A 19,548-nucleotide genomic window follows, 5' to 3' on the forward strand; every position below is an offset into this window, starting at 1 on the left:
TCGACGCGACCGGTCACGACCGTGCCGCGGCCCGAGATCGAGAACACGTCCTCGATCGGCATCAGGAACGGCTTGTCCAGCGGACGAACAGGCGTCGGGATGTAGGCGTCGACCTGAGCCATCAGCTCGCGGATCGCGTCCTCGCCGATCTTCTTGTCCGAATCTTCCAGCGCCGCCAGCGCCGAACCCTTGACGATCGGAATGTCGTCGCCGGGGAACTCGTTCTTGGTCAGCAATTCGCGAACCTCGAGCTCGACCAGCTCAAGCAGCTCGGCATCGTCGACCTGGTCGACCTTGTTCAAAAACACCACGATCGACGGCACGCCGACCTGGCGAGCCAAAAGGATGTGCTCGCGGGTCTGCGGCATCGGGCCGTCGGCGGCCGACACAACCAGGATCGCGCCGTCCATCTGCGCGGCACCGGTGATCATGTTCTTCACATAGTCGGCGTGGCCGGGGCAGTCGACATGGGCGTAGTGGCGGTTCTCCGTCTCGTACTCAACGTGAGCCGTCGAAATCGTGATGCCGCGCGCCTTCTCTTCCGGCGCCGCGTCAATCTGGTCATAGCGCTTGTATTCGCCAAAATACTTGGTGATCGCTGCCGTCAAAGACGTCTTGCCATGATCAACGTGGCCAATCGTGCCGATGTTCACATGCGGCTTGGTGCGCTCGAATTTACCTTTTGCCATAGTCTCTTTCCTTGGACGGCCTGGACCTTCAGTTCAGTCGAATGCGGGGCGATTAGCGACAAAGGCCAAAAAACACAAGCGTCTTTTGCCCGGGCGCCTTCTCACTCGGCCCGAACCCGTGATCCGATTGCGGGGATATGGCGCTGATATAGGAACGTGTCGCGTGAAATGGAATGGCCTAAACCCCTGCGCAATCGCGCCGGCCTCCCGCGCCCCGCTCGTCGGTCGCTGTCGGATTTGTCGGCGCTTCATGGCCCATTGCGGCGGTGTTCCCGCTCTGATTTCCTGCACCGATGCATTTCATCCCGACAGCCGTTCGCGGCCCCCTGTTCATGATCGTCTCGACCGGGTCGTATCTCGTCAACGATACGATGATGAAGCTCGCTACGGCGGGCCTGCCGTCCTATGAAGTGCTGTTCCTGCGCGGCGCGGCGGCAGCGCTCTGGGGCTTTCCGCTGCTGTTTGCGCTTGGTTATGGCAAACAGATCCCGCTGATCTTCGACAAGCGCGTGCTGCACCGCAACCTGCTCGAACTGGCCGCCATCCTTTGTTACGTCGTGGCGCTCGCCAACATGCAGATTGCCGATTCCACCGCGCTCGGACAGGTCACGCCGCTGTTGATGCTGGTCGGCTCCTCTATCCTGTTCGGCGAGCGCATCGGCGGCCAGCGCATGGCGCTGATCGGCCTCGGCTTCATCGGCGCGCTGATGGTGGCGCAACCGACAATTCAGGGCATCTCGGTCTATGCCCTGCTGGCGCTCGGCAATGCGGCATTGTCGGCCGCGCGCGATCTCACCGGCAGGCGGGTTCCGGCCGAGGTGCCGGGAATGATCGTGGCGATCTCCGCCGTCGTCGTGGTGCTGATCGGCGCCGGTGCGGCACACCTGGTTTCAGAGCGCTGGATCATGCCCGGAGCACATCATTTGCTGCTCATGGCCGGAGCCGGGTTTTTCCTGATCTTCGGCCATTTCTTCATCTTCATGGCCTATCGCGTCGGGCCGACCAGCGCGGTGGCGCCGTTCTACTACTGCTTCACCGTCTGGGCGATGATTTCGGGCCTGCTGGTGTTCGGACAATTCCCGAACGCGCTGGCGATCTGCGGCATCCTTCTGGTTGTCGGCAGCGGACTGGCCATCGTCTCGCTCGACCAGCGCAGGCGCCGGCTGACTGTCGTGGCCTAAGTCGGCTCCAGTTGCGGCCGATCATCGCTCGCCGCAAAGCTCAACACGCTGCCCGCGAGATCCTCAAGAGGGTCAGATAGGACGCGCCAGACGGCGCTCCGCGGTGGCAAACACCGCCGATGATGGACAGACGACGGCGCATGACCCGAAAGGCGGGATCCGGTTTCGGGAAAGGTCATGGACAAGCGAACGGATAAAATCCCATCCCGAACCTTCGGAATGGGACTGGTGCTAAATAGTCCGCTTGCCGGCGAACTGGTGGTAAGCCCACAACACGACCACGGCGCCCACCACCGCGACGATCAGGCTGTAGATGTTGAGACCGGTCACGCCCGACGCGCCGAAAGCGCTGAAGATCAGGCCGCCGACAATGGCGCCGACAATGCCGAGCACGATATCCATGATCATGCCCTGGCCGCTCTTGTTGACGATCTTGCTGCCAAGAAAGCCGGCGATGACTCCCAGAATAATCCAGCTGATGATTGACATTTTTCCTCTCCAATCCCCTGCCGCGTCCATCATTTTCATATGATTGTCAAAAGCTCAAGCCAGCTTGAAATTCCGCCCGATTGCGTCATTGTGACGATGGGACGGGCTTGGTTGACAAGGAGATCCACGATGGGACTGTTTGACAATGCCGTTCCGGGCGGCAACATCACCAAACCCCTGATGATCGCGCTCGGCGCGCTGCTGGTCGGAAAGATGCTGAGCGGCAGGAGTGCCGAACAGCCGGAGCAACCCCAAGCTCCCGTACCGGCCGAGCCCAGTGAAACCACGGCCGGCGATGGCGGCCTGCTTGGCGGACTGGGCGGCCTGCTCGACAAATTGAAGAACTCCGGCCACGGCAACGTCGCTGATTCCTGGGTCGGCACCGGCCAGAACCAGCCGATCAACGCCAACGACCTGGGCAACGCGATCGGACCGCAGGTCATCCGCGAGATCGCGCAACGGACGGGACTCGACGAGCAGGAACTGCTCAAGCAATTGAGCACGGCCTTGCCTGGCATCGTCGACAAGCTGACGCCGAACGGCCAGGTGCCGCAGCAACACCAGGTCGCGTCGGCCTTCAACAGCTGAAGCGAGCGGACAGCCATCCTCTGGAGCGCTGCGCGACCTGGCCGCGCAGTGTTTCAGCTTGCCGATGGCGTGGGTTGGAGATCTGGAGCGGGTAGCGGGAATCGAACCCGCATATTCAGCTTGGAAGGCTGCTGCTCTACCACTGAGCTATACCCGCGCCGTGCACTGAAGTACCGGATTCCACGGAAAAGCGCCATGCGCTTTTCGCCTCCGACGCTTTCACGTTTCAGGGCTTCCGGGCCGGCAGTGGTGGAGAGGGTTGGATTCGAACCAACGTAGGCTAAGCCAACGGATTTACAGTCCGTCCCCTTTAACCACTCGGGCACCTCTCCAGTCTGCCGCCGGAGCCATGCAACGAGGCATTCTTGCCGATCCGGACCCGAGTATCACTTCTCCGAAATCAGCGAAGCGCCTTATGGCGGCAAGGCCAGTGGGTGTCAACCGCGTGGCAAGGGTTTTTCGATGTTGTTCGCCGGCTGCGGCGACGGGCCATATCCCTGGCCGCCGGAGACCGCTATAGAAGCCGGCCATGAGCAACAAGACCGGCACCCCGAAAGACACCCACTACGCCAAGCTGCGTCGTGCACACCGCGACGAAAAGAGCGGCGGCGCGCCGGCATTCCGGCCGCGCCAGCCCATGCCGCCGGGCGAGAACGCAGCCGACGGGCTGGTGCGGCTCTATGGCCTGCATACGGTGCGCGCGGCACTCGACAATCCGCGCCGCAAGATCCGGAAAATGCTGGTGACGCGCAATGCCGCCGAGCGGCTGGGACTGGCCGACTTCGCGGCCCTGCCCTTCAAGGCGGAGCTGGTCGAACCCAGGGACATCGACAAGATCACGGGTTCGGATGCCGTGCATCAAGGCGTGCTGATCGAGGCCGAGCCGCTGAAGCCCAAGCCCCTCGACGCTCTTGGCGACACAAAGCTGGTGCTGGTGCTCGACCAGATCACCGATCCGCACAATGTCGGCGCCATCCTGCGCTCGGCGGTCGCCTTCGATGCCGGCGCGCTGATCACCACGGCGCGCCACAGCCCGCAGGAATCGGGCGTGCTGGCGAAATCAGCCTCCGGCGCGCTCGAACATATCGACCAGATCGAGGTCAAGAACCTGGCCGACGCGCTCGCGCAACTGCATGAGACCGGCTTCCAGACAATCGGTCTCGATTCGGACGGCCCGGCCGAACTCGAAACGAGCTTTGCCGGCGACAAGCTTGCCCTGGTGCTGGGCGCGGAAGGCAAGGGCTTGCGCCAGAAGACGCGCGAGACGGTGACGACACTGGCCCGCCTCGACATGCCCGGCGCGATCCGCTCGCTCAACGTGTCGAACGCGGCGGCGGTAAGCCTTTATGCGGCACGGAAATTCTTGAGGCAGTAGGGCAGTACGGCAGTAGGGTTTCCAAATCGGCCGGAACGGGCGGCTCCCACTGCCCTACTGCCCTACCTCATGCCCGGCCATCCGCTCCAGCGCCCTGACCAGGGCCGAGTGATCCTCCCTGGCGCCGCCATTGGCCGTGCAGGAATTGAACAGTTGCTGGGTGGTCGACGTGTTGGGCAGGGAGACGCCGAGCGCCCTTGCGCCTTCCAGGGCGAGGTTGAGATCCTTCTGGTGCAGTTCGATGCGGAAACCCGGCGCGAAGGTGCGCCTGACCATGCGTTCGCCATGCACTTCGAGGATGCGCGAGGCGGCCAACCCGCCCATCAGCGCCTGCCTGACCTTGGCGGGGTCGGCGCCGGCTTTTGAAGCAAAAACAAGCGCTTCGGCGACGGCTTCAATGGTCAGCGCGACGACGATCTGGTTGGCGACCTTGCTGGTCTGGCCGACGCCGTTCGGTCCGACCAGGGTGATGTTCTTGCCCATCTTCTCGAAAACGGGCCTGGCGCGCTCGAACGCCCTCTCCTCGCCGCCGACCATGATGGTGAGCGATGCGGCCTTGGCTCCCACCTCGCCGCCCGAGACCGGCGCATCGAGATAGTCGCAGCCCAGTTCGTTGATTTTTTTGGCGAAGACCTTGGTCTCGATCGGTGAGATCGAGCTCATGTCGATGGCCAATTTGCCTTTGGAAAGACCTGATGCGACGCCGTTGTCGCCGAACAGCACCTCGGCCACCTGCGGTGTGTCGGGCACCATGGTGATGATGATATCGGCGGCCTTCGCCACGGCGGCATGGCCGGTGACAGTTTTCAGTCCCTTGGCCACCAGTTCGGCCTGTGGCCTGGAGCGGTGGTCGCTGGCGATCACCGTGTAGCCGGCGTCCAGCAAATGTCCCGCCATCGGCGCGCCCATGATGCCAAGGCCGATGAAGCCGATGGTTTCCATTGTGGTTCTCCGTCTTGTTGAGGTTGCGTTCCTTCACGCCCCCCTCTGGCCTGCCGGCCATCTCCCCCACAGGTGGGGAGATTGGCAGTTTCGGCGCTGGCCCCAACTTTCCCGGTTCAAAATTTAGCGAAGCCGCCGGTGACATCCAACCTCCGCCCTTGGGGGGGGATGGCCGACAAACCAGAGGAGGGCGTGAAGGAACGCGAGTTCGATTTCGACAGCTAAGCCGCCGCGCTTCCCTGCCCGGCCAGTTCCCGGAACCACCCCAACCCTTGCTCAGTTCCGGCCTTCGGCTTGTATTCCGCGCCGACCCAGCCGGAATAACCAATGCGGTCGATATGCTCGTAGAGGAAGGGATAGTTGATCTCGCCCGTCCCCGGCTCGTGACGGCCGGGATTGTCCGCAAGCTGGATATGCGCGATGCGGCCGAGGTTTGCCTCGATGGTACGGGTGAGATCCCCCTCCATGATCTGCATGTGGTAGATGTCGTATTGCAGGAACAGGTTCTTCGAGCCGACGCGGTCGATCAGCGCCAGCGCCTGGTCGGAATAATTGAGGAAGAAGCCTGGAATGTCGCGCGTGTTGATCGGCTCGATCAGCAATTTGATACCGGCCTGCTGCAGTTTCTCCGCCGCGAAGGCGAGGTTCTCGGCAAAGACATCCTCGAGCACCTTGCGGTCGACACCGGCGGGCGCGATGCCGGCCAGGCAATTGACCTGTGAGCAGCCGAGCGCCTGCGCGTAGGTGATCGCCTTGGCGATGCCCTGGCGGAATTCCGGCACTCGGTCCGGCAGCACTGCGATACCGCGCTCGCCCTTGCCCCAGTCGCCGGCCGGCAGGTTGAACAGCACCTGCGTCAGACCGTTCTTCTTCAGCCGCGCGGCCACCACCTCGGGCGCATGGTCGTAGGGGCCTATATATTCAACGCCTTTGAAGCCCGCGCGGGCAGCTGCGTCAAAACGTTCGAGGAAGTCATGCTCGCCAAAGAGCATCGAAAGATTGGCTGAAAAACGCGGCATTCTTTTTGTCCTTCTTCCGTCCTAGTCGAGCATGACGATCGCTGTCGGGGCATCCTCTTGATGTTCGGCAAGGTCTTCGAATTCGGTGATCTTGTCGATCTCGGTGCCCATCGAGATGTTGGTGATGCGTTCGAGGATGAATTCGAGCACTACGGGAACCTGATGCTCCTTCATCAGCCGCTGCGCCTCCTTGAAGGCACCGGCGAATTCTTCCGGTTTGCGCACCCTGACCGCCTTGCAGCCCATCGCCTCGGCAACAGCGACGTGGTCGACGCCGTAGCCGGCCTCGGGATCGTCCGATCGGTTGATATTCTCGAAAGCAAGGCTAACCTCGTAGTCCATCGAGAAGCCGCGCTGCGCCTGGCGGATCAGGCCGAGATAGGCATTGTTCACGACGACGTGGATGTAGGGCAGCCTGTGTTGCGCGCCGACCGCCAGTTCCTCGATCATGAACTGGAAGTCATAGTCGCCCGACAGCGCCACGATGGTGCGGTCGGGATCGGCGGCGCGCACGCCAAGGGCTGCCGGCAGTGTCCAGCCGAGCGGGCCGGCCTGGCCGCAATTGATCCAGTTGCGCGGCTTGTAGACATGCAGGAATTGCGCGCCGGCGATCTGCGACAGGCCGATCGTGGTGACATAGGTGACGTCGCGCCCGAACGCCTTGTTCATCTCCTCATAGACCCGCTGCGGCTTCAGCGGCACCTGGTCGAAATGCGTCTTGCGCTTCATGGTCTTCTTGCGGTCCTGGCATTCCTTCGCCCAGCCCGACCAGTCGCGCAGTCTTCCGGCCGTTTTCCACTCGGTGGCGATGTCCAGCAGCATCTTCAGCGCGGCCCCTGCATCCGAGACGACGCCGAGATCGGGTGCGAACACACGGCCAATCTGCGTCGGCTCGATGTCGACATGGATGAACTTTTTTCCCTTGGTGTAGACATCGACCGAACCGGTGTGGCGGTTTGCCCAGCGGTTGCCGATGCCGAACACGAAGTCGGCCTCGAGCATCGTCGCGTTGCCGTAGCGGTGCGATGTCTGCAGCCCACACATGCCGGCCATCAGTCGGTGGTCGTCGGGGATCGCGCCCCAGCCCATCAGGGTCGGGATGACCGGCACGCCCGTGATTTCGGCGAACTCGATCAACAGGTCCGACGCATCGGCATTGATGACGCCGCCGCCGGCGACGATCAGCGGCTTTTCGGCGGCGTTGAGCATCGCCAGCGCCTTCTCGGCCTGGAGGCGCGTCATCGCCGGCTTGAACGGCGCCAGCGGCTCATAGGCGTCGATGTCGAACTCGATCTCGGCCAATTGGACGTCGACCGGCAGGTCGATCAGCACCGGTCCCGGGCGCGAAGACCTCATCAGGTGGAATGCCTTCTGAAGCGCCATCGGCACGAGATAAGGCTCCATGACCGTGACCGCCCATTTGGCGACGGGCGACGCGATGGCGGCGATGTCGACGGCCTGGAAATCCTCCTTGTTCAGCCGCGCCCGCGGCGCCTGGCCGGTGATGCAGAGGATCGGGATGGAATCGGCTGATGCCGAATAGAGCCCGGTGATCATGTCGGTGCCGGCCGGGCCTGACGTGCCGATGCAGAGCCCGATATTGCCTGCCTTGGCCCTGGTAAAACCTTCGGCCATGTGCGACGCGCCCTCGACATGACGGGCCAGCACATGGCGGATCGTGCCCCTCGCCTTCAGGGCCGAGTAGAGCGGATTGATCGCCGCGCCCGGCACGCCGAAGGCGCAGGCGATGCCTTCCTTTTCGAGAACGAGAACCGCAGCATCGACAGCGCGCATCCTGGCCATTGTTCCGACCCTCCACAGGGTTGTGATTGTTGGATAACCGAGAATGTCAGCAAGCCCGCTATTTTTCAATTTTTTCAGAATATTTTTTCATTTCTAAGAAACTGCCGTTGTCATTTGATTTCCTTTCTCTTTTTGTTTTCCAAAAAATGGCAATGCAGAAGAGTGAAAAACTTTTTCATTGTCCGTTCGGGAAAATCGGGCATGATGGCGTAAATGGAAACCGCTGAAAAACGCCAGCGCGGCCGGCCGCGCGCCTTCAACGGTCCTTCGGAAGCGGCTTCGGTGCAGTCGTTGGACCGGGCCTTGCGCATCCTGGCCATCGTTGCCGAAGGCAGCGGCCTGTCGCTGAGCGAGATATCCGCGCAGAGCGGCCTGGCTGCCTCTACCGCTTACCGCATGCTGACGACGCTCGAAAACCACGGCATGGTCGAGTTCGACAGTTCGGACCAGCTTTGGTCGATCGGCGTCGAGACCTACCGGATGGGCGCGGCGTTCCTGCGCCGCCGCAAGCTGGTCGACCGCGCGCGCATCGTGATGCAGGAGCTGATGGAGAAAACCGGCGAGACCGCCAATCTCGGCGTCGCCGAGGACGACTGCGTGGTGTTCGTCAGCCAGGTCGAGACGCACCAGGCAATCCGCGCCTTCTTCCGACCGGGGACGCGCAGCCCTTTTCATGCCTCCGGCATCGGCAAGGCGGTGCTGGCCCATCTCGAGCCGGAGCGCGTCGGAGCCATCCTGCGCAACGCCGGCCTGCAGCGCTTCACCGACAGGACGCTGTCCGACATCCCTGCCCTCGCGCATGATCTCGCGACGATCAAGCTGCGCGGCTGGTCGGTCGATGACGAGGAACGGCATCCAGGCATGCGCTGCGTGGCATCAGCCATCTTCAACGAATTCGGCGAGCCGATCGGCGGAGTCTCGGTGTCGGGCCCGACGGTTCGGGTGACGCCTGAACGGCTGGCCGAGATCGGCCCGCTGGTGCACAGCGCCGCGGCCGAGGTGACCAAGATGATCGGCGGCGTGCAAACCGGATGATCAACCTGCTCCGGGCAACGCGCTTCTGCTCGCAAGATCGAAGAAATCGAGCAGGATCGCCATGCCGACACCGCAGGCGGTGAAGACGAGGCCGGTGATGAAGATGCGGTTGGCGCGTTCATAGGCGCTCAGCCGCAGGCACTTTGTGTCGAGCAGAAGCGACAGTGCCCGCATCTGCAAGGCGATGCCGGCCAGGATCGGCAGCACGGCGACGAGATGATAGGTCTGCCATGGGATCGGATTTGCGGCCCAATGCGTGATGAATCCCAGCGAAAACGCCAGCAGGATGCCGACGGCCGTGACCGTGCCGTTGCGGAAAATAATCTCGACCTGTTCCTCTTTCGGGTCCTGCTCGTCCAAGGATCACCCTCCCCCGTATCGCCCGCAGATCATCGCCAAAGCAGATTAGGCCTTCGGGAAATGCCTGTACATTGCCGATCGCATCGACAAAACCGAGGACTTTCAGGCATCTCGTTGAAAGTCGGCTATCCAACAGGCGTGCCGCTGTCCAAGCAATAGAAAAGAGGCTCGCCTGAGCCCCTCTTCTGGTGCTGAACGGTGCTCCCTCCTCTCAGAGACGGCAGTAATGGCGATAGCCGTCGTAACCGATGTAGGTGTCGGAGTCCGGATCGTAGCTCGAATAGCGATCGAAGCAGCGGCGGACGTGCCACGAGCCGCCGTCCTCATCCACATAGACAGCGCGGGGCTGGGCAAGCAGGCTGCCCAGGACAAAACCCCCGACCCCGGCGGCGATGCCGATGCCGAGGCCATGGTGGTGGTGATGCGAATGAGCCGCCGAGGGCTGAACGGTGCCGACTAGAGCGGTGGCGGCGACGGTGGTGGCGATGAGGCTGGAAACGAGTGCGCGCTTGAACATGATGATCTCCTTGCTTCGTTTGGAGAGGCGACCCATCCGCCTCTTGATCTTCTGTCGTTCGGCACAAGAAAAAGGTTCGAATCTTTTTTGGGCGTGAACCGAGGAGGTCGCGCTGACGGCGACCTGCAAGAGCTTGGCGAGAGATTGATGACCGCGCCGCTTCGCCCAACAAAAAGGCGGCCGAAGCCGCCCTCTCGGGAGAATTGGGTCCCTCCATCAAAGGAAGATGATCACCCTGCCGTGCTTGTGGTGATGATGGTTGTGGTGCTTCCACCAGAACTTCTTGAAGTGCTTCTTGTGATGATTGTGGTGGTGGTGATGATGGCTGTGCATGGCGTGGGCTGATGACGTGCCGACGGTGCCGACGAGCGCGCCGGTGGCGACGAAGATGGCAACGAGGCCTGAGACGAGAGTGCGCTTGAACATGATGATCTCCTGGATCTTTTGATCGAGGCGACCCATTCGCCTCTGACCATCAGTCGGCGCGGCGCGGGAAAAGGTTCGAAAGGGGGAGGAGATTTTTTTCGGCAAGGCCGGAGACGGGATGAATCGTGAGTAGTGAGTAGTGAGTAGCAGGCTATGAGCGGCAGGCTGACTACTGACTACTGACTACTGACTACTGACTACTGACTACTGACTACTGACTACTGACTACTGACTACTGACTACTATTCACCACCCCATGCCCGTGACATGGCGCAGCCAGAAGGCGAGCGCGATGAAGCCGATGATGGTGGTGACGCCGGTCCAGTCGATATTGGCGTTCTTGACGCTCCTGATAAGCTTCACCAGAAGCATCCAGGCTATGACGACGATCGGCAGGATGATGACAAATCTGATCATGCGGCAGCCTCGCCCAAGCGATTGCACCTGCCGTAGATATAGGAAGCGAATTGGCCGTTTTCAGGATGCCGTGCCTGTTGCCCGGCAGCGTTCATGAGCGCCTCAAAACCGACATTTGTCTTTACTGGCGCCGCAAATATGGCTAACCGGTGCCGCATGCCCTTGTAGCTCAGTTGGTAGAGCAGCGGTTTTGTAAACCGAAGGTCGCGGGTTCGATTCCTGCCGGGGGCACCACCCTTCGCTCTTCGAGCTTCGGGTGGCAGGCCACCTTAGAGCTCCCTTGAGTCCAGTATGGCCCTTGTAAGTTTCCCCTTCCGGGACAATTTTCTTACCCGGTCACGACAGGCAGAACGATATAGTTGCCGTAGAGAGACACAATGAGAAGGAATGAGGCCATGATCGGCCGCGCATAGGCGGCGCTGGTCTTATCTTTCAGCCTTTGCTCTCGGCCGGGCCAGCTGACATAGACAAGCCAGATCGAGAAAAGGGTCAGAGCAATCGAGAACCCGAATATGACAAGCTCGAAGGCGTGAAAACTGTAGTGCCGAAGAAGTACGCCACCAACAACGAGAGGCATACCGATTAGCAGCCTCATCCTGATCCGATGGCATACATCCAAACTGGCCATGATGTGCCTTGCGATCCATCCTGCTTGCCAGGTGATCATAGGCAAACGAAATTACCCAACCCTTGATCTGGCGAAAACATACTGCACTGCGGATAAGTTCGGGCGCGGCGCTGCAGGCGATTTAGCCCAGCGCAACCGGCGCGCGGCCCGCCCGGATGGTAGGCCAACCAGCGCCCACTAGACTGAGGAGTCCTCCGAAGCCTTCGACGAAAGAGGACTGCTCATGGGAAGAGAGCCTGGCGGACTCTCGCTAGGAGGCCGTCGCGACCTGGCCGGCTGCCACTTCGCCGCCGAACGTGTTCTTCACCCTGACAGACTTGTGGACGTAGGCGACCCAGGCTCCGGTGAAAACGAACGACAGAATGGGTGTCATCAGCGCATCTCCAGCAAGGATCTGGCTCACCGGGACGCCTAGAGTTGATGAGATCAAGATCGTGTCCAGGACGAACACAACCGGTATCGCAATCCACTGAACCAGAAACAATTGTGGAAAGCGTCGGCTTCGCCGCAGCATCGAAATGAGCACAACCAGTTGAAGCGCCAGAAATGCCAGATTGAGGGCAACCTCGCTATAAACCGCAACCAGTCCATTTGGCAGGGGCATGAGTTGCCGGTAACCCTCGGCCGAATTGGCCAAGTCGGCGAGCGTGCGCAGCGGCGACAAAACCTGACCGATCGCAAGCAGCATAAGCCAGCCACCGAATCCTACAAGAGCCGCCGGGCCCTGTGACGGCTTCACGGCTGAGCGAACCGCAAAGAAAACAGGCACGCCGATGATCAGCAGTACGATCGCCCAATGCCAGATTGAAAACGTCCCCATTAACCTCTCCCCTTCGCACGCCTATAAGTTGTATCAGATTTCAAATTCAACTCAAGAGGCGACTTCGCGTGCAATGAGGTCGGTGCCGAAGCGGCGACTTTCTCCTGCTGTCCTGAGTCTCGAGCCCCAACCCGGAACCAAACCCGGCCGGAGACGGTTAACGATCGAAGGGACCGCAAACTCTGTAGCGGAACAATGATCGAACTCTTGGACATAGAACTGGCCAGAGCCAGGCAGCGAATTGGCCGAGCGGAACTCGCCCTCAAACGAGCGGAAGAAATGCTGGACGGAGACTGTGGCGTCGGCATCAATCTCGCGCTCTGCAGCAGGATAAGGTCCGCGCAGCGGCGCGTGACCGAAGCGCGAGAGCGCCTGACGAAGATCGATCCGACCGATCACTGATTTTTACCTGCGCCACTGCGGCCGCGCGTCTACTTTCCCTTCGGTCGATGCTTCGAAGGGATCGCTAGGTCCAGCGGCTACGCTGTCAATCCCCCGCAACGTCAAGCCGCTAGGCCATACCGTGCACGGGAGCCCTGCGGTGTAGACGGGCGCCGCCGTTGGCACTCATCGTCAGTCACACTGGCAGCGGAAGCTGGTTTCATGCTGCGGTCGCTTCCATCCTCACACCCCGATCGCCGCCACCAGGATCCGGTTCTGCCGTCGGATCGCCGCGCGCAGTTCCGCTATCCTTGCCTCGTCGCGCTTCACGAACTCGATGAACATCATGTTCATGTTGTTGAAGACCAGCTCACCCACCGCCTGCCCGTCGATGTCGCGCCGCACCAGGCCGATCTCCTGCAGCCTTGCGATCAGGGCGCGGATCTGTTGCGTCAGAGCGCGGTCGAGCGCCGTGTAGGCCTGGCCGAACGGGCTGTCGGGCAGTTGCGTCGAGATCGCCATCGCCTGGCGCCACATCTCCTTGCTGAGATAGTGCAAGGAGTGCTCGACATAGATGCCGATCAGCGTGTCCAGCGCATCGCCGACATTGGCCGGTGGGCTGTCCACCACGCCTCGCCCGGCATTGAGCACCTCGTTGACCTCCATGGAGACGATGGCGCCGAGGATGTCGCCCTTATTCTGATAGTAATTGTAGATCGTCCCGATCGACACTTCGGCCTGGGCCGCGATCACCTCGATCTTGGCGCCTTCATAGCCGGCCTCGCGGAAAAGCTCGGCCGCCGCCTCGATGATGCGGCGGTGCCGGTCGGCCTTTTGCCTTGCCCTCAATCCACTCATACCGGCTGTCTGCCACAAAAACAGAATTGACTCAATTTTAGAATTGGTTCAACTTTTTGCAAGAAGCCACAAAGGCAAGGGAGAACACTCGATGTCCGCACGATCCGCAGCCAACAATCCGCTTTCAATCCTGAAGAGACATCTGGGCGCCGCTTGCGGCGCCACGGCGCTGGTGCTCTCAGCAGCCGGCGCCAGCCAGGCCGCCGATCTCAACGCCCTGATCTGGTGCGATCATGCCGACCCGGCGCTGCTGCAGCCCTTCGAAGAGGCCAACAACGTCAAGGTCAACGTCAAGGAATTCGAGGGCACCGGCGCGGGGCTCGCCATCGTCGAACAGTCGCAACCCGGCGACTGGGACGTGATGGTGATCGACAGCATCGACGTGCCGCGCGGCGTGGAAAAAGGCCTGTTCGAGCCGCTGCCGGAGGACAAGCTGCCGTTGGGCGACCTCTTTCCGCAGGTGAAGATGGACAACTCTACCGTGGTCGGCGGCAAGCGCTACGGCATCACCGAAAAGTTCGGCTACAACACGATCGGCTTCAACAAGACCAAGGTCGACCCGGCCGATATGCAATCCTTGGCGTCGCTGACAAGCGACAAGTACAAGGGCAAGGTCGCCATCTACGATTATTACCTGCCGGTCATCGGCATGGCGGCACTCGCCATCGGCAAGAAAACGGCTGAACTCACCGAGGCCGATCTTCCCGCCCTCAAGGCCGAACTGCTCAAGATGAAGGCCAACGCCAAGCTGGTCGGCGAGGTGACCGCCAGCCAGACAGCGCTCGCCACCGGTGAAGTCGATATTCTGGTCGGCGGCGGCGAATGGGTGACGGCGGGCCTGGCCAAGGAGAACCCGGCGCTGGACTTCTCGATCCCCAAGGAGGGAGCGGTGCTGTGGTCGCAGTCGCTCGCCATGTTCAAGGACTCCAAGAACAAGGACGTGGCGCTGAAATTCATCCAGTACATCATGAGCCCGGAAGGCCAGGCCCGTCTTGCCACATCCTCCTGCTATTGGGGCATGCCGGCGAACAGCAAGGCGGCACTCACCGACGACCAGAAGAAGATCCTGCGCTTCGACGAGCAGCCCGAATTCCTTGCCCGCGCCCAGGCCTATCCGGCGCCGAATGCCGATCTCGACAAGAAGATGCAGGACATGTGGACCGAGATGCTGCAGGCGCAGTAGACGGCCGTCGTGAGCAGCACCGCGAACAAGGCCCTGCCCTGGGCGCTGGTTACGCCGGCGCTCGGCTGGACCTTGCTGTTCTTCGTGTTGCCTTTCATCGCCATGGGGCTTTCCAGCCTGACGTCGCATGAGGGCGGCGGCTTCACATCAGCCAATTACAGCCAGTTCTTCACCAATCCTGCCTATTGGCAAGCGATGGTGAATTCGCTGGAGGTGACGGCAATCGTAACCGTGGTCTCGGTGCTGCTCGCCTATCCTTTCGCCTGGATCCTGGCCGAACAGGTGCCGGAACGCTGGCAGCGGCTGGCGCTGATGCTGGCCGTGCTGCCGTTCTGGACGTCCTATGTCGTGCGCTCCTATTCCTGGCTTCTGGTGCTGGCGCAGAACGGCGTCATCAACCGGACGCTGACCGGCATCGGCTTGACCAGCGAACCGCTGCAGCTCGCCAATACGCGCTTCGCCACCGTGACCGGCTTCGTGCATTTCTTCGTCATGCTTTTGACGCTGACGATCTTCGCCAATTTGAAGCAGCTCAGTCCGAGCTACCGCAAGGCCGCCGCTGATCTCGGCGCCGGGCCGGTGCGCACCTTCCTGCACGTCATCCTGCCGCTGACCTTGCCCGGCATCATGGTCGGCGCCTTCCTGACCTTCGTGCTGTGCATCGGCGATTACATCACGCCGCAGATTCTGGGCGGCAACAACGAGCTGGTCATGCCGCAGCTGGTGATGATGCAGATCGGCCGGCGCGGCGACTTTCCGCTGGCCTCGGCGCTCTCGATCATCCTGATGGCGGTCGTGACCATCGCCTATCTCGCCTGCGCCCGCTGGCTGAAGATCGAGCGGGCCTGAGATGCGCCGGATCGTCCGAACCGCTTCCTGTCTCTACGCGATCGCCATCTATGGCTTCATTTTCCTGCCGGTGGTCGTGCTCGTGCTGTTCTCGCTGCAGGCAACCTCCTTTCCCATCCCGCCCTTCACCGGCCCGTCGCTGCGCTGGTACCAGGCCGTCCTGTCCGATGCGCGGCTGACCTCGGCGCTGGTGAACTCGCTGCTGGTGGCCGTGCTTTCGTCGCTCGCGGCCGTCACGCTCGGCTTCCTCAGCGCCTGGGCGTTCGCGCGTTTCGTGCTGCCGGGTTCGGCCCTGCTGCGAGGGTTGATCACGCTACCGCTTACCGTCAGCTATCTCATCATCGGCATGGGGCTGCTGGTGCTGTTCAACTGGGCCGGCGTGCCGAAATCGCTGATGGCCGCCGGCATCGGCCATGTCGTGATCAACCTGCCGCTCTGCTTCGCCATCGTCTACAGCCAGATGGGCGACCACCAGATCAACATCGAGCGCGCCGCGCGCGATCTCGGCGCGCCGGAATGGAAAGTGCTGCTCTTGATTACTGTGCCTGTCATGGCGCCGGCCATCTTCGCCAGCTTCTTCCTGTCGATGACCTTTTCCTGGGACGAATTCGTGATCTCCTTCCTGCTGACACGCTTCGAAACCACGCTGCCGGTCGAAATCTGGAATCTGCTGCGCTCTGGCCTCAACCCCAAGACCAACGCAGTCGGCTCGCTGGTGTTCGCCGTTTCCATCGTGCTGGTGGTGCTGTTCGAATTGACATTGCTGCGGAGGAAGCCGGCATGAGCGCGCCCCTGGTCGACATCCGCGGGGTCTCGCACCGTTTCGGCCAGCTGGCGGTGCTGAAAGACGTATCGCTGCGGATCGAGCCCGGTAGCTACACCATCCTGCTCGGACCGTCGGGCTCCGGCAAGACGACGCTTTTGTCGATTTTGGGCGGCTTCGTCACACCGAGCGAAGGCAAGGTGTTCATCCGAGGCGAGGACTGCACCGCCGTTCCGCCGGCAAAGCGCCCGACAACGACGGTGTTCCAGGATTATGCGCTGTTTCCGCATATGAGCGTCGGCGGCAATGTCGGTTTTGGCCTGCGCATGCAAGGCGTCGATGGCGCGACACGCGCCGCGCGGGCGCGTGAGACGCTGGCGCTAGTCGGGCTGGATGCCGCCTTCGACAAGAAGCCGCACCAGCTCTCCGGCGGCCAGCGGCAGCGCGTAGCGCTGGCGCGCGCACTGGTGATCGAGCCCGCCGTGCTGCTGCTCGACGAGCCGCTCGGCGCGCTCGACCTCAAACTGCGCCGGCAGATGCAGGACGAATTGAAAGCGATCCAAAAGCGCGTCGGCACCGCCTTCATCCATGTCACCCACGACCAGGAAGAAGCGATGGCGCTGGCCGACCACTGCGTGGTGATGAGTGACGGCCGCATCGAGGACGAAGGGCCGCCCGAACGCGTCTATGCGCGCCCAAAGACACGCTTTTCGGCGACCTTCATGGGCGAGAGCACCATTCTTCGCGGAACGGTGGCGGAGATGATGGACAGGACAAGCACTGTCGCGACACAGGTCGGGCCGGTCTCGGCGTCCGGAGCGTTGCCGGTGGGATCGGCGGTTGCCTTGGCCATCCGGCCGGAGCACCTTGCCCTGGGCGCGACCTCAGGCGCCACAAAGCTGGGCAAGGCGCAGGTCAGCGATGTCGTTTTCCAGGGCAGCTTCAAGCGCGTGCTCGCGGTCTCCACTGAAGACGCCACGCTGCAATTCATCGCCAAACTGCCCGCGACGTCCGTCGTGCAGCCGGGCGACACGGTCTCGGTTTCCTGCGATACAGACAAGATCATCCTGCTGACGGATTGAACATGGGCATGCTTGCGGTCGTCGACGCACCTGACTGGTACGAAACCATCCGCATGGGCGACGGTGTCACGCTGATCCACGAGCCATGGATCAAACCGTTCTTCCGCTGTAATATGTGGCATGTGCGCGGTCGCGACCGCGACCTGCTGTTCGATACCGGGCTTGGCCATTTCAGCCTCAGGCGCCATGTGCCGCTGGTCAGCGAGCGCAAGCTCACCTGCGTCGCCAGCCACACGCATTTCGATCATATAGGCTGCCACCATGAATTTCCCGACCGCTGCGTGCACCGCGCCGAGGCGGAGATTCTGACCGATCCGCGCAACGAATGGACGGTGGCTGACCGCTACGCCAATGAAGAGATGTTCGATCGCCAGCCACAAGGTTGGGATACGGCGCGCTATCGCATCATGCCCGCCCCGGCGGACCGCCTGCTCGAACATGGCGATATCGTCGACCTCGGCGATCGCGCCTTCGAGGTGATCCACACGCCCGGCCATTCGCCAGGCGGTATCGCTCTGTACGAGAAGAAGACCCGCATCCTGCTTTCCGGCGACATCATCTATGACGGCCCGCTGATCGACGACGTCTACCATTCCGATATCGATGATTATTTGCAGACGCTGCTTGCCATGCGCGACCTCGACGTCTCGGTCGTGCATGGCGGCCATTTCCCGAGTTTCGGCAAGGTGCGCTATCGGCAGCTGATCGACGAGTATCTGGCACAGAAACGCCAGGCCGGCTGCCATCTGCAACCACGCTCCTAGCAATCAGCTTGTTTTGATCTACAGCGCCCTTTGCGGACAAGGCATACCGGCGGCGTCGCCGCAGCGCGAGGCAGTGGGCAAGGGCCTGAGGCTTGTTTCTTCCGAGTGGCGCACCAGTTCGGCGAAGACAAGCGCGAAGCTTCCCAGCACGACGGAGATGATGATCAGGCGTGTTACCAGCAATATGTTGGTCCCGGCTGGCGCGTGTCCCCGGAATCGGGCTCGACTCTCGAAGGATTCACGCACGATCAAAAGTGCCACAGCGTCTTTCGTATCCTGAAAGGCATAAGATCGCTGTGGGCGCCCCCACGCCACCCATGCCGGCTAACATGATCCATGGGGCTTTACGAGAGTTTAAGCCCGGCCTTAACCATCACATTGGCTCGTTCCCTGATATGATTCGCGACTGCCGGTTCGAACCGCACGTCTGCGGGCTCTCTTTGCACACAGGCCCGCCCATGCTACCCCGGCCCAGCCGCCAACCGGTCACCGTCGGGGAGCCATGAGCAAAGCCGCCAACAGCATCGCCTTCGTCTCGTCCGGCACGCCTGACGCCAAAGCGGCGCTGGAAAGCCTGTCGGCGCGCTATGGCCAGCATTCGGTCGCGGAAGCCGATGTCGTCGTGGCCCTGGGCGGCGACGGTTTCCTGCTGCAAACTTTGCGCGATACGATGGGAACCGGCAAAAAGGTCTACGGCATGAACCGTGGCACCATCGGCTTCCTGATGAACGAATACCGTTCCGGAGGTCTCGCCGAGCGCATCGCGGCCGCGGTCGCCGAAACGATCCGTCCGCTGGAGATGCAGGCCGTTACCTCGGATGGCGAAACCGTCTCGGCGCTGGCCATCAACGAAGTGGCGTTATGGCGCCAGTCCTATCAGACGGCCAAGATCCGCATCACCATAGATGACCAGGTACGGCTCGAGGAACTGAATTGCGACGGCGTGATGATCGCCACGCCGGCCGGCTCCACCGCCTACAACCTTTCGGCGCATGGGCCCATCCTGCCGCTCGACGCGCCGCTGCTGGCGCTTACCCCCGTCAGCCCGTTTCGCCCCCGCCGCTGGCGCGGCGCTTTGCTTTCCAACAAAGCAACCGTGCGCTTCGACATACTAGAGGCGGAAAAGCGGCCGGTGAACGCCGCCGCCGACCATACGGAGGTCAAGGCCGTAGCTTCCGTGACGGTGCGGGAATCTGCGACGGCGACCGCAACTTTGCTGTTCGATCCCAATCACTCCTGGAACGAACGCATACTGGCGGAACAGTTCCGTTATTGAGCCGATATTGAGCCGGCGCGCGGATAAGCGGCCGGATCAGACATAGTAATTAAGGTTACGACTTCACAATCGAGCCATTGCCGGCCGTTTGTGTTGACAAATC

The 19,548-nt window shown here is 61.8% G+C and carries 23 protein-coding genes and 3 tRNA genes; 11 read left to right on the forward strand and 15 right to left on the reverse strand.

Features of this window, described 5'->3' with window-relative positions:
- Positions 1-689: GTP-binding protein (locus FJ443_RS25940; protein WP_140666288.1), on the reverse strand; the 689-nt coding region annotated here is incomplete at its 3' end.
- Positions 690-982: 293 nt separating this feature from the next.
- On the opposite strand from FJ443_RS25940, the gene FJ443_RS25945 reads away from it, so the two are divergent.
- On the forward strand, positions 983-1,870 hold the full coding sequence (locus FJ443_RS25945) for a DMT family transporter (protein WP_140666290.1): 888 nt from the start codon (positions 983-985) through the stop codon (positions 1,868-1,870).
- A 231-nt stretch (positions 1,871-2,101) separates the two neighbouring features.
- Here the strand turns inward: FJ443_RS25945 and FJ443_RS25950 are convergent, their stop codons facing one another.
- Complete coding sequence (locus FJ443_RS25950; RefSeq protein ID WP_140493554.1) at positions 2,102-2,359, reverse strand: GlsB/YeaQ/YmgE family stress response membrane protein; 258 nt, start codon at positions 2,357-2,359, stop codon at positions 2,102-2,104.
- Between the two features lie 129 nt (positions 2,360-2,488).
- Between FJ443_RS25950 and FJ443_RS25955 the strand changes: the two genes are divergently transcribed.
- Positions 2,489-2,947, forward strand: a complete 459-nt coding sequence (locus FJ443_RS25955) for a YidB family protein (protein ID WP_140493557.1) — start codon at positions 2,489-2,491, stop codon at positions 2,945-2,947.
- Between the two features lie 83 nt (positions 2,948-3,030).
- On the opposite strand, the gene FJ443_RS25960 is transcribed toward FJ443_RS25955, so the two are convergent.
- A tRNA-Gly gene (locus tag FJ443_RS25960) sits at positions 3,031-3,104 on the reverse strand.
- 90 nt (positions 3,105-3,194) lie between these two features.
- Positions 3,195-3,279: transfer RNA gene (locus FJ443_RS25965), tRNA-Tyr, on the reverse strand.
- Positions 3,280-3,476: 197 nt separating this feature from the next.
- On the opposite strand from FJ443_RS25965, the gene FJ443_RS25970 reads away from it, so the two are divergent.
- On the forward strand, positions 3,477-4,322 hold the full coding sequence (locus FJ443_RS25970) for an RNA methyltransferase (protein WP_140666292.1): 846 nt from the start codon (positions 3,477-3,479) through the stop codon (positions 4,320-4,322).
- Between the two features lie 54 nt (positions 4,323-4,376).
- On the opposite strand, the gene FJ443_RS25975 is transcribed toward FJ443_RS25970, so the two are convergent.
- The 3 genes from FJ443_RS25975 to gcl all read right to left on the reverse strand — a co-directional run bounded on the left by FJ443_RS25975 (position 4,377) and on the right by gcl (position 8,086).
- The gene (locus tag FJ443_RS25975; protein WP_140666294.1) at positions 4,377-5,264 is read right to left on the reverse strand and encodes a 2-hydroxy-3-oxopropionate reductase; all 888 of its coding nucleotides are present in this window, start codon (positions 5,262-5,264) and stop codon (positions 4,377-4,379) included.
- Positions 5,265-5,485: 221 nt separating this feature from the next.
- A complete protein-coding gene (hyi, locus tag FJ443_RS25980; protein ID WP_140666296.1) occupies positions 5,486-6,283 on the reverse strand; it encodes a hydroxypyruvate isomerase in 798 nt (265 codons plus the stop codon).
- A 21-nt stretch (positions 6,284-6,304) separates the two neighbouring features.
- The gene (gene gcl, locus FJ443_RS25985) at positions 6,305-8,086 is read right to left on the reverse strand and encodes a glyoxylate carboligase (RefSeq protein ID WP_140666298.1); all 1,782 of its coding nucleotides are present in this window, start codon (positions 8,084-8,086) and stop codon (positions 6,305-6,307) included.
- A 213-nt stretch (positions 8,087-8,299) separates the two neighbouring features.
- On the opposite strand from gcl, the gene bhcR reads away from it, so the two are divergent.
- The gene (gene bhcR, locus FJ443_RS25990) at positions 8,300-9,121 is read left to right on the forward strand and encodes an HTH-type transcriptional regulator BhcR (RefSeq protein WP_140666300.1); all 822 of its coding nucleotides are present in this window, start codon (positions 8,300-8,302) and stop codon (positions 9,119-9,121) included.
- On the opposite strand, the gene FJ443_RS25995 is transcribed toward bhcR, so the two are convergent.
- The 4 genes from FJ443_RS25995 to FJ443_RS26010 all read right to left on the reverse strand — a co-directional run bounded on the left by FJ443_RS25995 (position 9,122) and on the right by FJ443_RS26010 (position 10,841).
- Positions 9,122-9,481 (reverse strand): hypothetical protein, encoded by a 360-nt coding sequence (locus tag FJ443_RS25995; RefSeq protein ID WP_140493579.1) that lies wholly within the window; start codon positions 9,479-9,481, stop codon positions 9,122-9,124. It abuts the gene before it with no gap.
- A 211-nt stretch (positions 9,482-9,692) separates the two neighbouring features.
- The gene (locus FJ443_RS26000) at positions 9,693-9,998 is read right to left on the reverse strand and encodes a BA14K family protein (RefSeq protein WP_140493582.1); all 306 of its coding nucleotides are present in this window, start codon (positions 9,996-9,998) and stop codon (positions 9,693-9,695) included.
- 216 nt (positions 9,999-10,214) lie between these two features.
- The gene (locus FJ443_RS26005; protein ID WP_140666302.1) at positions 10,215-10,424 is read right to left on the reverse strand and encodes a hypothetical protein; all 210 of its coding nucleotides are present in this window, start codon (positions 10,422-10,424) and stop codon (positions 10,215-10,217) included.
- Positions 10,425-10,670: 246 nt separating this feature from the next.
- Positions 10,671-10,841 (reverse strand): hypothetical protein, encoded by a 171-nt coding sequence (locus FJ443_RS26010; RefSeq protein WP_140493589.1) that lies wholly within the window; start codon positions 10,839-10,841, stop codon positions 10,671-10,673.
- 158 nt (positions 10,842-10,999) lie between these two features.
- On the opposite strand from FJ443_RS26010, the gene FJ443_RS26015 reads away from it, so the two are divergent.
- Positions 11,000-11,075 (forward strand) — tRNA-Thr (locus FJ443_RS26015).
- A gap of 644 nt (positions 11,076-11,719) precedes the next feature.
- Here FJ443_RS26015 and FJ443_RS26020 read toward each other — a convergent pair.
- From FJ443_RS26020 to FJ443_RS26030, 3 genes are all read right to left on the reverse strand, one after another.
- Positions 11,720-12,289, reverse strand: a complete 570-nt coding sequence (locus FJ443_RS26020) for a DUF2569 family protein (protein ID WP_140584185.1) — start codon at positions 12,287-12,289, stop codon at positions 11,720-11,722.
- Between the two features lie 51 nt (positions 12,290-12,340).
- Positions 12,341-12,688, reverse strand: coding sequence for a hypothetical protein (locus FJ443_RS31315; RefSeq protein ID WP_181175140.1), 348 nt, complete (start codon positions 12,686-12,688; stop codon positions 12,341-12,343).
- 225 nt (positions 12,689-12,913) lie between these two features.
- Complete coding sequence (locus FJ443_RS26030; protein WP_140666304.1) at positions 12,914-13,528, reverse strand: TetR/AcrR family transcriptional regulator; 615 nt, start codon at positions 13,526-13,528, stop codon at positions 12,914-12,916.
- 91 nt (positions 13,529-13,619) lie between these two features.
- On the opposite strand from FJ443_RS26030, the gene FJ443_RS26035 reads away from it, so the two are divergent.
- From FJ443_RS26035 to FJ443_RS26055, 5 genes are read left to right on the forward strand one after another with little or no spacing between them, the layout of a single operon-like run.
- The gene (locus tag FJ443_RS26035; RefSeq protein WP_140558699.1) at positions 13,620-14,711 is read left to right on the forward strand and encodes a spermidine/putrescine ABC transporter substrate-binding protein; all 1,092 of its coding nucleotides are present in this window, start codon (positions 13,620-13,622) and stop codon (positions 14,709-14,711) included.
- A gap of 9 nt (positions 14,712-14,720) precedes the next feature.
- Positions 14,721-15,560 (forward strand): ABC transporter permease, encoded by an 840-nt coding sequence (locus FJ443_RS26040; RefSeq protein ID WP_140517631.1) that lies wholly within the window; start codon positions 14,721-14,723, stop codon positions 15,558-15,560.
- Between the two features lies 1 nt (position 15,561).
- Positions 15,562-16,344, forward strand: a complete 783-nt coding sequence (locus tag FJ443_RS26045) for an ABC transporter permease (RefSeq protein WP_140666306.1) — start codon at positions 15,562-15,564, stop codon at positions 16,342-16,344.
- Positions 16,341-17,405, forward strand: coding sequence for an ABC transporter ATP-binding protein (locus FJ443_RS26050; protein ID WP_140493613.1), 1,065 nt, complete (start codon positions 16,341-16,343; stop codon positions 17,403-17,405). The genes FJ443_RS26045 and FJ443_RS26050 overlap by 4 nt, the downstream gene beginning before the upstream one ends.
- 2 nt (positions 17,406-17,407) lie before the next feature.
- Positions 17,408-18,169 carry an MBL fold metallo-hydrolase gene (locus FJ443_RS26055; RefSeq protein WP_140493617.1) on the forward strand — a complete coding sequence of 254 codons (762 nt, stop codon included), beginning with the start codon at positions 17,408-17,410 and terminating at the stop codon, positions 18,167-18,169.
- 18 nt (positions 18,170-18,187) lie between these two features.
- On the opposite strand, the gene FJ443_RS31320 is transcribed toward FJ443_RS26055, so the two are convergent.
- Positions 18,188-18,352, reverse strand: a complete 165-nt coding sequence (locus FJ443_RS31320; protein ID WP_181168343.1) for a hypothetical protein — start codon at positions 18,350-18,352, stop codon at positions 18,188-18,190.
- 319 nt (positions 18,353-18,671) lie between these two features.
- Between FJ443_RS31320 and FJ443_RS26060 the strand changes: the two genes are divergently transcribed.
- Positions 18,672-19,445, forward strand: a complete 774-nt coding sequence (locus tag FJ443_RS26060) for an NAD kinase (RefSeq protein ID WP_140493621.1) — start codon at positions 18,672-18,674, stop codon at positions 19,443-19,445.
- Positions 19,446-19,548: the final 103 nt, after the last annotated feature.

This window comes from Mesorhizobium sp. B2-6-1 (genome assembly GCF_006440475.1).
Taxonomy (GTDB): domain Bacteria; phylum Pseudomonadota; class Alphaproteobacteria; order Rhizobiales; family Rhizobiaceae; genus Mesorhizobium.